Genomic DNA, 15,126 nt, shown 5'->3' with positions numbered 1-15,126 from the left:
CGCAGCAGACCCAAACCCGGCAAACCGTGTTTTCCAGGTACACCGAGCACAGCGGACTTGCGGCGGCTACGCCCCCGAGCGGGAGCAAGCTCCCTCGCCACAGTCATCATTGGGCTCATAGTCGTGGGCCTGCTTCGATCGGAACCGCTTTGATCGTGGCGCGAGGACCTGAAGGTGGGACGCCCTCGGCCGCCGCGGGCAATTGCGGCGCTTGCATGTCCGGCATCGCCCAGCTGCGTTCCGGTTGCAAGCCGCCCTGGGCGCGGCGCATGAAGTCGTAGCGGTTGAGGGTGATGCTGCGCCCCGCTTCGCTGTCGCGGATGATGTACGGGCGCAGGAACACCATCAGGTTGGTCTTGGTGATGGCCCGGCGTTCGTTGCGAAACAGCGCGCCGAGTCCCGGAATCGTCGACAGCCACGGCACTGCGTCATTGCTCTGGCTGTAGCCGTCCTGCAGCAACCCGCCGAGAACCATGATCTGCCCATCGTCGAGCAGAATGCTGGTGTCGATCGCACGTTTGTTGGTGACGATGCCCGCCGAGGTCACGCTGTTGGACGCGCGCTCATCGATGCTGCTGACCTCCTGATAGATGTCCAGCTTGACCGTGCCGCCCTCGGAAATCTGCGGGCGTACGTTGAGCTTGAGGCCGACCTCTTCGCGGGTCACGGTCTGGAACGGGTTGTTGCTGGTGCCCCCGCCGCCGGTGACGTAGCTGCCGCTGACAAACGGGATGGTTTGGCCGACAAATATGCTCGCTGCCTCGTTGTCCAGGGTCAGCAGGTTCGGCGTTGACAGCACGTTGGTGCCGCCCTTGCTCTTCAACGCCCGGGCCAGCACTTTCAGGTCGAGAATCTTGCCGATGCCGGGAATGTCGACCGTGCCGTTGACATAGCCGAGATTCAAACCCTGCGGCAGTACGTCGATGCTGTTCTTGGCACCCGTGTTGAGACCCGCGCCGCCGAGATTGGCGCCACCGATCACGCCTTTGCCGCCAAGATTGCCGGTCTGCCATTGCACACCGAATTCACTGGCATCGTCCTCGCCAACCTCAACGATCAGGCTTTCGATCACCACTTGCGCACGGCGCTGGTCGAGCAAATCGATGACCTCGCGCAAGTTGCGATACAGCGGCTCCGGTGCGGAAATCAGCAGCGTGTTGGTGGTGGCATCCGCCTGAATCGTCACCCCACCAGCGCTGAAAGCCACGTTCTGTTCGCTACTCTGCGTACCGCCATTGCTCGCCGCGCCGCCACCGCCCTGCGCATAGCTGCCGCCAGTTCCGCCGCTGCCAGTCGACGTTGTCGTGCCCGTGCTCGGCGTGCTGCTCTGGCCGTTCTGCCCGGCATTGCCGCCGGTGCTGCTGCCCATTGCGCTGAGCACCGACCGCGCCGCGTCGCTGCTGCCGCTGTCACTCTCGCCGGTGAGCAAACCGCGCAAGGCCTGCGCCAGTTTCGCCGCTTGCGCGTTGCGCAAATAAACCACATGCAGATTGCTCGGATTGCTCTGGGCGTTGTCGAGTTTGTAGATCAGGTTGCGCGCCAGCTCGGTGCGCTCGGGGCTGCCGGCGCGGATGATGATGGTGTTCGAGCGCGGGTCGCCAATCACCGCGATTTTCTGCGTCGGATCGTTACCCGGTGCGTCGAGCAAGTCAGCCACCATCGGTGCGATATCGGCAGCGATGCCGTTCTGGATCTGCACCACATCGGTGTCGATCGCGCTTGGCGTGTCGATGCTCTCGATCAGTTGTGCGACGCGGGTGAGGTTCTCGGCGTAGTCGGTGATCACCACGGTGTTGTTGCCCGGATAGGCATTGATCGGATTGTTCGGCGAAACGATCGGGCGCAGCACCGGGATCAGGTTTACCGCGTTCTCGTATTGCAGGCGGAATGTGCGCGTGAGCATGCCGTTGCCGGCCGGTTTGTCGGCGCTGTAGATCGGTCCGCCGAGCAGTTTGGCGTCGGCCTCGGGAACCACCTGCGCAACGCCGCCGACATCGACCACGCTGAAGCCTTGCATGCGCAACGCCGCGAGCAGCATGTCGTAAGCCTGACGGGCCGGCACCTGACCTTCCGAGACCAGGGTCAGATTGCCCTTGACCCGTGGATCGACGAGAAACTGCTGCCCGGTGGCACGCGACAGCGCACGCACCACCGCCTGAATATCTGCCTCGACGAAATTCAGCGTCACCGGTTGCTCGCCCAACGGATTACGCGCGACCGAGTTGCTCGGCGCGCCACCGCTACTGCGCCCGCGCTGACTGATGTTGTGCAATTGCTTCGGCACCGGCCTCGCCTGGGCCTGCGCGCGCTCGCGATCGGCCACCGCATCGCCGCTGCGCTGGGTGTTGGCCAGCGGCCTGCCGAGTTCACTGTCGACCAACAGCGGTGGCTGATTCTGCGGTGCCGGGGTGCTATTGCACGCGCTCAATGCCATCAGCAACAACGGCAGCGCCAGACGTGCCGGTTTGCATCGTGACTCCTTCATGAAGCTTCCTTAGCGCCCTGCGCCTGATCCATGCGAACGGTGCCTGACAATGTGCCGGCGGTGACGTCGGTCGAGGCCTCACTTGCGCGCTGCAACTGCGCCTCGACCACCTGCAGAGAAAGTTGTGACGGCTGGCTGAGCAGCCAGTCCAGCAGCACATCGGCCGGCGCGGCGTCGACATTCAACTGCCACGCCCCGCCGTCTGCTGCTTGTAATTGGTAATGCCCGGCCAGCCCCGCCGCTTGCAGACTTTGCTCCAGCGACTCGCCAACGCTTTGCCCTTGCGGACGCACATTGACGCTGCGCAACAGCACTTCCAGTGCTTCGGTCTGCGCGCGCAACTTGGGCGTTTCGCTCTGCCAAAAAGTGATCCTGGCCAACGGCGGCTTGACCAGCGTCAGCCAGATCAGCAGACCGACAAGCACCAGCGCCATGCCGGCGACCATGCGTTTTTCACGCAGCGCCAACGGCTGCCAACGCGCCTGCAACTGGCTGCTGAAGCGCTGCCAGCGCGCACGGTAAATCGCCAGCGTCGCCCTACTCATCGTCTGCTCCGCTGTCATCGTCTTCGTTGGTGTTTGCGCTGGATTCATCGGTCGGGCGCAGCGTCCAGCCTTGGTCATCGGCAGTGACGCTGATGCCGGCCTGGGCCAAGGTGCTTTGCCAGTCCTTGTCGTTGCCGCCACGGCTTGCATCGCTGAGCAAGGCCAGCTGCAAGACGCCGTCGCGGTAAATCAGGCGCTCGACACTGCCGGCCATGAACGGCATGCCCGTGCCGGCCTGCAACACCAGCCGATTGAAATCCTGCGCCGGGTCATCGACCGCGCCTTTTTGCCGCTGCTCCAGTTGCTGACGCGCCTGTTGCAACGGGTTGAGAATCACCGGCAATTCCGGGAACGCCTGCTTCACCCGCTGACTCATCTGCGCCTTCAACTGCTGGCCCTGACGCGCTTCGCGAGCGGCGTACAGATTCAGCCCGACCACCCAGACTGCCACCGCCAAAGCCACACACCCGACTGCACGACCCCACCCGCGTTGCTCGCCGCCGGTTTGCTGCAGGCCACCGTGCAAACCCCAACCGGGCAAGGGACCGATCCAGCGCTGTGCTGATCCGGCTTCAAACGATGCCTCATCAACTTCGTCACCGAGCAACGGCTCAACCTGCGCACTGTTCAAACTCTCGCGCCGGAGCAAATGCCCGTCCGCCACACAAGCGACAACCCCCGGTAGCACCGGCAGGCTATACGGCGCCGGATACAAACCGCGCAGACTCAAACCCGCCTGCTTGAGCAGCGCAGCCAGACGCTGCAAGTGCTGCTGCGAGACCCAGGCGATTTGCACCTGACCGCTCGCATCGCGAGGGCTGTGGCCGATATGCATATGGTTGCTGTCGCCGAGCATCAATGCCTGCGCCGCGCACTGCACAGCGGCCGCGGTTTTGTTCGCAGGCAGCGGCGGCAGATCAATGCTGGCGAGCAGGCTGTCCGCCGGATGCAGAAAACACAGCAGCGGCGGTTGCTTTGGCCGTTGCCCCAACTGACTCAAGGTGAGCCGTTCCTCACGACTGACCTGCCCCTGACGATCCAGCCAGGCGCAGCTCACTTCGCTGTGCAACTCCAGCTCCGCCAGCGGCGGCAACGCAACACGCAACTGGCTCATGCGCCCACCCGCGACCAGATCACCTGCGGCAGCCGATCCTCACTGCGGTGCAGCAAAGCGTCGAGGCTGACCCGGCGCTGATCACGCCGCGCCTCACCGCGCAAACGAAACCAGTCACTGGTGATGCCGACTTTCACGCTGCTCATTTCCAACTGCGGCATGCGCAAGCGGTTCACAAAATCGCCGCGATTGATAAACCAGCGCCCCGCGTCACGCTCGGCAATCAACGCCGTCGCCCGCTCCAGCGAAAGCCCCGGCACATACGCCGCCAGCACATGCGCCGTGGCGGTGTTGCCGTTGATCCATGTCGTCGCCGGAATTACCGTCACGTAAGGCGCGAGTTGACCGAGCAGTGCATCGGTGACGCCTTCGACGCTGCGCAGATCATCAAGTGTGCGCAGCATCGGCACCTTCGGCGGTTGCGGTTTGTGCGCGGCATCGGGCGAAGTGGCGCGGCCACTGTCGAAACCCGCTTTGCCGGTCGCGCCAATCTGCGCATTGAGCAGATGCGGATAACCAGCAATCACCCGCTCGCGGATGCGCTGACTGACAACGGCACTCACACCGATCAACTCGCACAAACGCTCGAACGCCTGCACCTGCGCCGCATCGATTCGCTCGTTGGCCACCAGATTGCGCAGGTTGAACTTGCCCTGTTCATCCTCCAGCCGCCCGGCAAAACCCGCCGCCAGCAACGGCTGCGCCCAAGGCTGATCACGCCGGGTCAACGGATCACGCAGGCGCGCATCCCACAGCAACTGCCGGCTGATCTCCAGACCACCCTGCGCCACCCAACGCCCCTGCACCCGCTGCTGATCGGCCTCCAGCGCCCGGGTCGCCGCGCTCTGACGCGTCAACATCCCCGCCGCAATCACCGCCACCACCGCCGCAATCAACAACGCGCTGATAATCGCCATGCCCCGTTGCTTCGCCCCTTTGAGCGAACCTGTGTTCACGGCCGGCCTTACAACTGCCAGGAACCGATATCGGCATTCACGCCATCGCCGTCAGGCTGGCCATCGGCGCCGAGGGAAAAGATATCGACCTCACCATTCGCGCCCGGGTTGAGGTACTGATAAGGCCGGCCCCACGGGTCGTTAGGCAAACGCTCCAGGTACGAACGCCAGTTGCTGTTCTTCGCATCCGCCGGCCGCTCGACCAGCACCTTCAGCCCCTGATTCATGCTCGGGTACGTGCCGTGATCGAGGCGATACAACTTCAACGCCTGCATCAACCCACCAATATCCTGCTTCGCCGCCGTCGCCCGCGCCTGATCCGGCCGGTCGAGCACCTTGGGCACCACCATCGCCGCGAGAATCCCCAGAATCACCACCACCACCATGATCTCGATCAAGGTAAAACCCTGCTGGCTACGCGGCATGCGCGGCGACTGACTGAGCGTTTTCAAAGGTGCGATATCCATCTCGACATTCCCTGGCTTGACCTGATTTCGACGCGCAGTGTTGCAAGAAGATATGTCAGGGATGTTGAAAATCCTCGGGTGTTTCCGTCGTCAAGCCGTCAAGGACGGGGGTTAGCGTCGAGGGCTGGGTTTTGCTTTTGGGCCATGTATGCGCGCGCGAACGCGAGAGGAAGGATTCACCCTGATTGAAGTGCTGGTGGCACTGGCAATCATCGCCGTCGCCATGTCCGCCGCCGTGCGCGTGGCCGGGTTGATGACGCAGAGCAATGGGCTGTTGCGGGATCGATCGATCGCGCTGATTGCCGCGCAGAGCCGGATGGCCGAACTACGGCTGGAGGGGCGATTGCCGAATGGGATGAAGGCTGTTGAATGTGATCAAGGAAGACTTATGTTGCGCTGCGAACAGGTGATCGCCAGCGCAGAGAATGGGCGACTGCTCAAGGTTGGAATTCAAGTATTCGACCGAAACCAGGATGCGCCGCCGTTGGCCAGACTGGAGACCCTGTTGCCACGGCCGGGAAGCCCCTCACCCTAGCCCTCTCCCGAGGGAGAGGGAACCGATTCGGGGAAATTCGTGAGACACGCCGACCTGAACGTATCGCTCTGAATCCAGCATCGCTGAAGCCCAGCAAAGCCATAATCGCTAAGGTCTTCCAGGTCGATGTACGACACAAGACACCTCGGTCGGCCCCCTCCCAGAAGAAACATTTCCAGATACTGAGACAGGCCAGAAGCCATCATTGCCCTGACAATGCTATCGTCCCCTCCTTTTTCAAATTTCTGACAGATTATGAATAGCACCAAATCCTCAATCCGGGCGGCTGCTCCCGCGCCAGGCATCCCTGAACCAATGGATACCTGACATGCCCAAGACATCGCAGAACGCGAGATTAAAAAAGTTGCTGGCTGTGAGCGAGGCCAGTGTTGAAAGCGCCGAATCCAAGACCGACCTATTGAACGTGATCCAAGACTTTGCCTCGTACAGTGGCCCGCTCGAATTCGATCGAACACGCTCATGGTGGTTTTTCGGTACTGGCCTGTTATTGATCGCAAGCACTGTGGCCCTCTACTGGTTTGAGAACACCTACAGCGTCGTTTATTTTTTTTACCGGCTGCAACTTGATCCCGACTTTTTCGCCATGGCGCCTAGTTTGCTCGGCCTGGTGATTGTCGTTTGGAGTCTGGCATGGATGAAATCCAAATCCGGTCGCTTGCCTTCGCTCAGCAGCAGAATTGCTCAACTGTCGTCCTTCTTTCACAACGGTTTGATCTGCCTGGAAGAAGATTCGGACCGAACCCTCAACAGGCTGGATGCGCAATTTGGTGATTACAGCCGGGGCAACTACAGCCGCAGTTTGGTTGAATCGATTCAGGGCGTATTCACCGGCACGCTGCGCAAAATCCCGTACACGTACCGCCAGTTGCACTACGTCAACAGACGCACGGTGCACACCACGGTGACCGACAAAGATGGAAACAAAAGAACGGAGACGCGCGTGGTGTACGACCACTACGACCGATACAGCCTGGTCATCGACTTTCCATGGGTGACCGGTATATCCGTCAGATCTGATGATCAGTCAGAGAACGACTATGCGTGGCCCATGGACACGGCTTCTCTGGATTTCAACAAAGCATTCCGGTTGACGGGCCAGAGCGAGATACTCTGCGCAAAATTCATCAAGCCATCCACAGTGCTGCACTTGCTGAAGCTATTCGACATTCTCCATCGTCCCAACCTGGAGTTCTCCGACAACGGAAAACTCTGCCTCAGCTTTGCAAACAAAGACCTGTTCACGTTCAGTACGGAATATTCGCTGACTTCACCCAACGAGTTTTACGCAGAAATTGACGCCGGTATCGAACTGCCGCGCCTGATGTCTGTGCTCCAATGGAGCCATGAACTCAGTGAGCTGCACGATGACAACTTCAGCTCCCTCCCCCCTGTAAACCGCCAAGAGAAATAAGCATGGACATTGCACTCATCCTCGTCGCTGTTATCGCTTTAGTCATCGTCATAGTGGGCTTCAGCATCTACAACGGGATCATCGGGGGCCACAACCGAGTACAACGCGCCTGGTCGGACGTTCTCGTTTACGAACGCCAGAAGACCAAAGTCCTCGACCAGCTTCAAAAGGTACTTGGAGACTTTATGGTTTATGAAGCCAGTCTCCTGGAAAAAATCACCGGCCTGCGCAGCGCGATCAACGCCCTCCCCGCCGGCGCAAACGGCAATGCCCTCGCGACCGTTGAAACCGCCTCGCGGGAGCTGATGGGTGGCTTGCGCATCGCTTTCGAGGCCTACCCTGACCTGAAAGCATCAGAAGCGGCGAACAACATGATGCGTGAAATTGCCGAACAACAAGAGAACGTCGGCGCAGCCATCACCATCTACAACCGCAATGTCGAGCTGTTCAACAACTCCATCGAAATGTTCCCAGGCTCGGTGGTCAACGGCCTGTTCAACAAGAAAACTCGCGTAACACCGTTCTCCGATACCGAAGCTTCGCAAGGTTTCTCTTACACCCCGAATATCTAAACCCGCGTCATGCGTCGAACCCATCACCCATCAGGGTGATGGTCGATCACCTCGCTTCTTGTTAGACCGCCCCTAACTTTGCCAAGCGCAATGCCGAGAGCAGAGAAAGGTGGGGATCTCGGCCTAGTCCACGACTTTGTAATCAGCACAAACCCCAGTGGGAGCGAGCCTGCTCGCGATAGCGCCAGCCCAAACAACCAATCAGCCCGCTGGCGCCCCCGCACATCACAACTCGAGAATTTTGCCCGCAAGAGCAAGTGGCGTAGGCTGCTGCTTTTGCACAAACAATATGCACCCGCAAGGACGCACAGGAGTGCCCATGAACACGACACAAGACTGGCTGGCTCGGTTGGCACGCAATCAAGGACAGCTTTCCCATTATGAAAACTATCGGCGCAACGAGGCGCTGGAGATACTCGCTCACTTCAATAACACCGGCACATGGGCAGACGTGAGCAATCACTCCAACGGTTTCGTCCGGGAAGTCGCTGTGCGAGAACTGTGCAGGCAACCGTCCCCCGAAGCATTAGCCGTGTTGATCGAACGTCTGAACGATTGGGTCCCTCAGGTTCGCGACTTGGCAGCGGAAGGCCTGAAGCACTACCTGTCACCAGTTCACACCCAGGCATGGTTATCCGCACTAGAACCCTTGATGGCATTGGCAGCGCAACGCCGGGTCGACCACGCCCAGACACTGTCGGCGGTCCGAGCAATGCTGCAATCGGTGGACTGCTGGGATGAGGTCTACGCCGACTTTTTGAATCGCCAGGGCAAAGCCGCGCGCTACCTGTTTACGCTGTTGCTTGAAGCCCCCGAGACTGCCGAAACGCTGATACGCAGCGCGTTGGCTCATCGCGAGTTGACCGTACGGTTGATGGCGGTGTCGGCGAGCCTGACACTGCCGGCGACGCAGAGTCTGCCGTTGCTCCTTGAAGCCATGTCTCACCCCGGCGCCAAAATCCGCGTACGCGTGCTTTATGCGCTGCTGCCGCTGCTCGTCGATCCGAAACCTGTACTGCGCGAAACTTTGTTGGATGTTTCACCGGCGGTCCGCAATCTCGCGCTTTGGGCTGCGGCTCGTAACGAAGTTGATGCGCGCGCAGTCCTGACACAGCGCTTGAGCCAGCCTCTACCCACGGTAAAACAACATTGGCTGGGCGTGATTGGCCTCGCCGCAGAACTGGCTGTGGAGTTGCCAGAGCGATGGCATACACCTGCGCTGCGCTCGACCTATGTGACCGTGCGACAAGCCGCGACACGCCTGCTTCGCGATGATCAACTGCCTGAGCTGTTCGAGGCGCTTGATGATCCTTCGGAGAAAGTGTTTGGGGTGGTGATTGCGAAACTGGACAAAATACCGTGGTCCTTATTGAACATCAGATTGACGGCCAAACTTGATCAAGACTGGCATGAGCTTACGTCGAAACGGCGCAGCACCATTTTCCGACTGGTTCCGACGTGGCAACAACTCGGCTACTTGCTGAAACGCCTCGACACGGGGCACGCCGGTCAAACCTATTGGCTCGGCCAAATCGATGCGTGGTGTGACAGGCAGTATCTCGCTTTCGATCCGATAACTCCCAAGACCGATCGCGCCGCATGGCAAGAAAAGCTTCGTGAATTAAAGGCAACCGGGCAGATCCGCTTGGGTGCGCGGTAGTCATGACTGGTTTTGTCGAGCTACAAGTCAGCTGAAGGAACTGTGAAATCGAAGCTTCGATCCTTGTACTTGCCGCACTTTACTGCATGGGTATCAGCGCAGCGTTTGCCGATGACTCACAGACGCCAAGCGACATTCACGGGCCAGCCCGCATCGTCGTCGGTGAGCGTTTGGCTGCGGCCAAATCCAAGCTCGTCAAACAAGGATGGAAGCCAACACGGATGCACACCACTGACGGTTATGAATACAGTGGCGTGGAGAAGGAGCTGGCTACACGCAACTACTTCGAACTGGACACCTGCTCGTTTGATAGCTCGCGCTGCATCTTGTACTACTCGAAGAAAGGCTCTTGCCTGCGCGTCGATACCATCGGTGAGCAGTTCAATGACATGACGGTGACGCGATGGACCCGTGAATGTCCTGATGCGCCTCAATAATCACGTAAAACTAAACCGACCCGCTCCCCCAGGTTTCAACGACGAACACAATCTCCGTGACCAACGCAGAACCCTGTGGGAGCCAGCCTGCTGGCGATAGCGGATTATCAGGCAGCAGAGACAGCGCATCTGCCATCGCTGCCAGCCCTACTCCACATCAACCCGGCAATTCCAAATTATCTAGCGCCCGGTTAACCGCCAGCTCCCCCAACATGATCAGTTGAGCAACCCCCAACAACGCCCGCCGCTGCGGCGCTGGCAGCAAACTGGAAATGTCCTGAGCGATCGTCTTCGCCGAAGCAAGCGTTTCACTCGCATCCGCCAGCAGTTCTTCATTCTTGGTATCCGCCGTCACCGCATACATCCCACGCGCCTTGCGCGGCGGAGGCAGGAGATTGTTTGGCGACAGGTAATGATCGAGCGCGCGGTCGGCGGCTTCGTGGAGTTTGTTGGAATCGAGGGATTCGTAGGGAGATGTGGTATCGGTTTCGGGCGGGTTGGGTGTTGGTTTGATCATGGTAAAGCTCCTTGATGACTGGAGCCGCCACCGTTCGCGGTCAAACAAACAGGGTGGCAGCTGTACGCGGGTTGACCGACCGGACATCAAGGAATCCGGCACACCCGAAGGTGTCCCACGCACAGCCACCGCTACAGAAATTCAGACAATGCCTGAATACGTGCAGAACGCTGGCGCGCCTTGATATTGGGCGGACGGTCAAATCCGATCGCTGATTCGTCAGCGACCGCACCACAATAGAACCCGCCCCCAAGGCGCACAAGCCGGCGGATTCTGGCGTAGCTGTAGGCAAAGGCGCAAGGATATGTAGCCTGGGAGCGTGACTGGAGGTGCCTTTTAAACGTTGGTGTTCAACACGTCCTATCGCGCTCCGATTTCTAAAAACGATCCGTCACCCGTTGCCAGGGATTACCTTAGCTCGTCCGGTCTTTATGACGCCAAACAGTCAACTAATAATTTGTAAGTAGATATTGAGCGCATCGCCTGCCTCGGGCATGCTGCGCGCAGCACATTTACATGGACAGTAAAACTTTATGCACCCCTCCAAGGATATGCCCATTCTTCTCGCGTACACGCTGGACACCATCGCACTATTTCGGCAGCCGATATCCATCGCCCCCTTATCGACTCCATTCAGGCCAAGGAAAACTGAAACTTTGAAAAGGAATTATTCATGAGTGGCAAACCCGCTGCGCGAGTCACAGATCCAACCAGTTGCCCGCTTCCTGGGCATGGCACAAACCCTATTGTCAGCGGTTCACCCAATGTGAATTTCGATGGCCTTGCCGCCGCTCGAATGACGGACAAGTCCGCGTGCGGTAGCCCGATCACCGGAGCAATCAGCTCGACGGTTTTTATCAATGGACTGAATGCCGCTACTCAAGGCAGTACCGGTGGCCACGGCAACGTGGTTATCGGCGGATCCGGCACGGTCATTATCGGCGACACCGTCGTATCAGCGCCCTTCAGTGGTCTGCTGCCGATGCCGGTGCACTTTAGTGACAAGTACAGGCTTATTGACGACGAGTCAGGGGAGCCGCTAGCTAATCTTGATTACGCCATTCAGCGAGCTGACGGCAGCATTGAGCACGGTGTCAGCGATTCAATGGGGTATACGCACGTAATTAGCTCGCACCTCGCCGAAACAATCCAGTTGTTTTTGGAGGATTGAGAATGGATGTAGGTAAAACTCAAGAAAACTACCGGGTACAAGGCTCCATGGCCAAAAGCATAAACTTCTTTATTTCCACTCTCCAAAACAGCCACCAGCAGAGTGTCAAAGAAAATAACGGAAGTTTTGCTCATGGCTGAAGTCATTAGCAAAAATGGCCGAAAAATGTCATCTGTAGCCACCAGAACGGTGACGCCTGTCAAAGACTCCAGCCCTAAAGCTGTATCCGTAGACGCAAAGCAACAAAAGAGGCGTGCCGAGAATGCAGAGTTCTTAAAGAATAAAAATGTGAAGGCCTTTCTCGATACGTTGGCACAAGTCGAGGGTGGCAATTATCACGCGAAATTCGGATATGGCTGGGCAGCCGGCTGGAAATCCGGGAAATGGACATTCAGTGATGAGTCGACTCACCCAGGACCAGGTTATGGTGGTTCAACTACAGCTTCTGGAAGGTACCAAATCACGAAAGCCACATGGTCGGAACTCTCCATCAAAGCAATGGGGCTATCTGACTTCAGCCCCGGAACGCAGGACTTGATTGCCGTTGAACTCCTTCGCAACGTGAGTGCCATCGAACCGCTGATCGGTGGCGACTTAAAAACTGCAGTTGGAAAAGCATCAAAAAAATGGGAAGCGTTGCCTATGGGGCCGGGTTTGGCAAATCGACCAATCAATGGAAAGCCTTCCGGCCAACCTTATACTGAGTACGACGAAGTAGAAAAAATATATAAAGGCTTTGGCGGTACTGTTAAATGAAACTAAAAATATTAGCCATCAGTCTTCTATGCTGCGTCAGTTTATTTTCTAGCGCAGCAGACGCTCCTATCAAAGAGGGGATGCCATTTTCGAAAGCTCGAAAAGCCTTGATTAAAAATGGCTGGAACCCGAATCCATCCTACTCAGGTGAGTTCGGGGTTGAAAACGTCATCCAAAGAAAAGGCTTCATTGAAATCGAGTCTTGCACGGAGGGCGTCCGTTTCTGCAGCTTCAACTACATCAAGAACGGAGATTGTTTAGGTGTAGGAACTGTCGGCGAAGAAGTCAAAGACATGAAAGTTTATTCCTGGAACTTCAAATGTCCTGAAAAGGATTAAAACCAGAAATCGATAGCTGAGTGATAACAAAAGGGATTGATTTATCTATGGAAATAAATCAGTCCCCTTTTTCATCGGTGAAGCGAACTATTAAACTCATAAACCCAAAAACATTTCATTCTAATTCATTCACAGGCTCATCCTCACCCTCTTCGAACTCATGATGAACGACTTGATCAAGGATACGCAGCACTTCGCACCCGCCTTGATAGCATTCGATCGTATCGTCAATTTCGACATTTGGAGAGCCGCCGTGAGCAAATTCATTTCTTGCTTTAACTAACTTGTTCAATGCACTATTAAATTTAGGCTTATCACTTAAACCTATTAATTCTTCAAATTTTTTACGCCACCTCAAATCAAAGTCCGAAAGAATATTTTCAATTTGCCCTAGGCGCGGATTAAATGAACTATCACGAATTTTCTTTTTTACAAAATTTCTTGCCTGTATTGCGCACTCCGCATCAACCTTGTCGGCAATTATCTTTTTAAAACCTACCTCAATCGCTCCCGACGCCCTAATCACCGCATAGCGGCGCATATAAGGTGTGGGGTTGGCGCCTGCTCCCATTCCTACCAAAAGCTGCCTGATCCCTTCGAGCTCTTGACTGCATAATTCTAGTTGTTGCAACACCTCCTGATTTCTCATTGAGATGCTCCCTTAAACAACTCGTCGTACATCATTCCGACTCTATTACGGATAGTTTCAGTACGCATGGTCTCAAAGGAAAGAAAGTTTTGAAGGCTTTTGTCCTGTAGCGCTTTTTTACGTCGCGCAGACAAACCATCTCCATACCTGCGTGCAATATTACGTCGTAGGCCGATATCAACTGCGATCATTACTGAATCGAAAACGGTCGCGCTAAACGCAGGAACCACACGATCGGGGTTGCTAGGTGATAGGTTGTGGAAGGCTTCGTCGCCTATATGATCGTGTATGTAGCGCGTCGCCGACAGAAACCTATTGCGAAATTCATCACAGCAATCGTCGCGATTGTGCACTCCCATGTATTGATTAAGATATTTTTTTAGCGAAATCCTAGAAGGAGCTCTGCTCGAATCCAGGGATGCCAAATCGGAGATAGCGAAGAAGCGTAATATACATTCCATGTCTCGCATCCTAGAGTCGGCTTCCTCTCGCCCCCAAAGCTTTCGCCAAATTAAATCTTTATTCAACTCAAAAAGCAAAGAATTGAATGGACCTTGATAAACACAATTACGTATCTCTTGCGGCAGCAAAGATCTACCACCAGAATTGATTCGCTCAAACACTTGAAAAAGACTAGTATCGCCGTCCGTTGGGGACTTTTGCATGAAAACAATGGCGTGAATAGTTGTATTTCTGATCTTACGCTGCTCTTCAGGCTGTAGCTCTAAGAAAGCTTTACCCTTCCATCGATCATGGATCTTTTCGCTTTTTGAAAGCTTGAAGACCGAGCTATCTTTTGTGAAGATACCTTTCACATAGTCTCTTACCGTCATCAACCTTTGATAGCCGTCGATTATCAAGAGTTTTTCATCGTTAGTCTTTGCTAAAAAGATACTTGGAACGGGGAGTCCAAGTAAAATGGAGTCAATGAACCTTGACGCTTCCGACTTATCCCAAACATAGTTTCTTTGTAATTCGGGTTTTACCAGCTCATTGTCATCGTAGCGACTTATAAGTTCGCGAAAGCTTAAATCGGCCCCCCAAGATGAAATTTCAAACAAATCATCATCGCTATAAAAGTCTTCATTTTCTTCAGAAGGCAGATCTAAAATTACGTTGCTTTCTTCAGCGCTCATGCCTAGCGTCCTGTACGTCATGATGGCGAAATGCCCTAACGCTCAGCAACATAGCTGAGCTGTTTATGTTTCGCAACACGCGGCGTTTCGCCAAAGCGGAAGCGGAAGCGGAAGCGGCTTACATCATAAATCCGGTATAGTGCTTGGTTCCGGACTTTGCTATCACGCGACGAGATCGCTTCAGGCCCACCGTACAATCGTGGGCTATTCATTGTTTGCATATTCAGATGACAGTCACCCAGTCAAACCGAAAAAAATAATTGATTTTAATCCTACCGCGCAGGGCCACTCAGCCTCGGCATCTCCACCCCCTCCCCAAACCGCTCCACCCCCAACCTCACCCTCTCCCCTCCCCG

Annotated in this window: 16 protein-coding genes; 8 read left to right on the top strand and 8 right to left on the bottom strand. The window is 56.3% G+C overall.

Annotation, left to right across the window (positions count from 1 at the left end):
• Positions 1–115: 115 nt before the first annotated feature.
• Genes gspD through gspG form a run of 5 tightly spaced genes read right to left on the bottom strand, consistent with a single transcriptional unit; the run spans position 116 to position 5,567 of the window.
• Positions 116–2,485 (bottom strand): type II secretion system secretin GspD, encoded by a 2,370-nt coding sequence (gspD, locus tag DCO47_RS20405; protein ID WP_116658799.1) that lies wholly within the window; start codon positions 2,483–2,485, stop codon positions 116–118.
• Complete coding sequence (gene gspM, locus DCO47_RS20400) at positions 2,482–3,030, bottom strand: type II secretion system protein GspM (RefSeq protein ID WP_116658798.1); 549 nt, start codon at positions 3,028–3,030, stop codon at positions 2,482–2,484. The genes gspD and gspM overlap by 4 nt, the downstream gene beginning before the upstream one ends.
• Positions 3,023–4,144 carry a type II secretion system protein GspL gene (gene gspL / locus DCO47_RS20395; protein WP_116658797.1) on the bottom strand — a complete coding sequence of 374 codons (1,122 nt, stop codon included), beginning with the start codon at positions 4,142–4,144 and terminating at the stop codon, positions 3,023–3,025. The genes gspM and gspL overlap by 8 nt, the downstream gene beginning before the upstream one ends.
• Positions 4,141–5,061, bottom strand: coding sequence for a type II secretion system minor pseudopilin GspK (gspK, locus tag DCO47_RS20390; RefSeq protein WP_116658796.1), 921 nt, complete (start codon positions 5,059–5,061; stop codon positions 4,141–4,143). Before gspK ends, gspL begins: the two co-directional genes overlap by 4 nt.
• Before the next feature lie 47 nt (positions 5,062–5,108).
• Positions 5,109–5,567, bottom strand: a complete 459-nt coding sequence (gene gspG / locus DCO47_RS20385) for a type II secretion system major pseudopilin GspG (RefSeq protein WP_042606813.1) — start codon at positions 5,565–5,567, stop codon at positions 5,109–5,111.
• A 148-nt stretch (positions 5,568–5,715) separates the two neighbouring features.
• On the opposite strand from gspG, the gene gspI reads away from it, so the two are divergent.
• The 5 genes from gspI to DCO47_RS20355 all read left to right on the top strand — a co-directional run bounded on the left by gspI (position 5,716) and on the right by DCO47_RS20355 (position 10,203).
• The gene (gene gspI, locus DCO47_RS20380) at positions 5,716–6,102 is read left to right on the top strand and encodes a type II secretion system minor pseudopilin GspI (RefSeq protein ID WP_116658795.1); all 387 of its coding nucleotides are present in this window, start codon (positions 5,716–5,718) and stop codon (positions 6,100–6,102) included.
• A gap of 328 nt (positions 6,103–6,430) precedes the next feature.
• A complete protein-coding gene (locus DCO47_RS20370) occupies positions 6,431–7,534 on the top strand; it encodes a hypothetical protein (protein WP_116658794.1) in 1,104 nt (367 codons plus the stop codon).
• Positions 7,535–7,536: 2 nt separating this feature from the next.
• Positions 7,537–8,106: a LemA family protein gene (locus tag DCO47_RS20365; RefSeq protein ID WP_065616222.1), complete on the top strand. Its 570-nt coding sequence runs from the start codon at positions 7,537–7,539 to the stop codon at positions 8,104–8,106.
• 319 nt (positions 8,107–8,425) lie between these two features.
• Complete coding sequence (locus DCO47_RS20360; RefSeq protein ID WP_116658793.1) at positions 8,426–9,766, top strand: HEAT repeat domain-containing protein; 1,341 nt, start codon at positions 8,426–8,428, stop codon at positions 9,764–9,766.
• 86 nt (positions 9,767–9,852) lie between these two features.
• Positions 9,853–10,203 carry a hypothetical protein gene (locus DCO47_RS20355; protein ID WP_256590220.1) on the top strand — a complete coding sequence of 117 codons (351 nt, stop codon included), beginning with the start codon at positions 9,853–9,855 and terminating at the stop codon, positions 10,201–10,203.
• Positions 10,204–10,360: 157 nt separating this feature from the next.
• Here DCO47_RS20355 and DCO47_RS20350 read toward each other — a convergent pair whose 3' ends face one another.
• A complete protein-coding gene (locus tag DCO47_RS20350) occupies positions 10,361–10,720 on the bottom strand; it encodes a DUF6124 family protein (RefSeq protein ID WP_116658791.1) in 360 nt (119 codons plus the stop codon).
• A gap of 673 nt (positions 10,721–11,393) precedes the next feature.
• On the opposite strand from DCO47_RS20350, the gene DCO47_RS20345 reads away from it, so the two are divergent.
• The 3 genes from DCO47_RS20345 to DCO47_RS20335 all read left to right on the top strand — a co-directional run bounded on the left by DCO47_RS20345 (position 11,394) and on the right by DCO47_RS20335 (position 12,985).
• A complete protein-coding gene (locus DCO47_RS20345; RefSeq protein WP_116658790.1) occupies positions 11,394–11,891 on the top strand; it encodes a PAAR domain-containing protein in 498 nt (165 codons plus the stop codon).
• A gap of 132 nt (positions 11,892–12,023) precedes the next feature.
• The gene (locus DCO47_RS20340; RefSeq protein ID WP_116658789.1) at positions 12,024–12,647 is read left to right on the top strand and encodes a paar repeat-containing protein; all 624 of its coding nucleotides are present in this window, start codon (positions 12,024–12,026) and stop codon (positions 12,645–12,647) included.
• A complete protein-coding gene (locus tag DCO47_RS20335; RefSeq protein ID WP_256590219.1) occupies positions 12,644–12,985 on the top strand; it encodes a hypothetical protein in 342 nt (113 codons plus the stop codon). The genes DCO47_RS20340 and DCO47_RS20335 overlap by 4 nt, the downstream gene beginning before the upstream one ends.
• A 115-nt stretch (positions 12,986–13,100) precedes the next feature.
• Here DCO47_RS20335 and DCO47_RS20330 read toward each other — a convergent pair whose 3' ends face one another.
• Complete coding sequence (locus tag DCO47_RS20330) at positions 13,101–13,634, bottom strand: HEPN domain-containing protein (RefSeq protein ID WP_116658787.1); 534 nt, start codon at positions 13,632–13,634, stop codon at positions 13,101–13,103.
• The gene (locus DCO47_RS20325) at positions 13,631–14,770 is read right to left on the bottom strand and encodes a DUF262 domain-containing protein (protein WP_116658786.1); all 1,140 of its coding nucleotides are present in this window, start codon (positions 14,768–14,770) and stop codon (positions 13,631–13,633) included. The genes DCO47_RS20330 and DCO47_RS20325 overlap by 4 nt, the downstream gene beginning before the upstream one ends.
• Positions 14,771–15,126 lie beyond the last annotated feature (356 nt).

Source organism: Pseudomonas sp. NDM (genome assembly GCF_003105095.1).
In the GTDB taxonomy this organism is placed as follows: Bacteria; Pseudomonadota; Gammaproteobacteria; order Pseudomonadales; family Pseudomonadaceae; genus Aquipseudomonas; species Aquipseudomonas moraviensis_A.
This window is presented reverse-complemented; position numbering and strand designations above follow the sequence as displayed.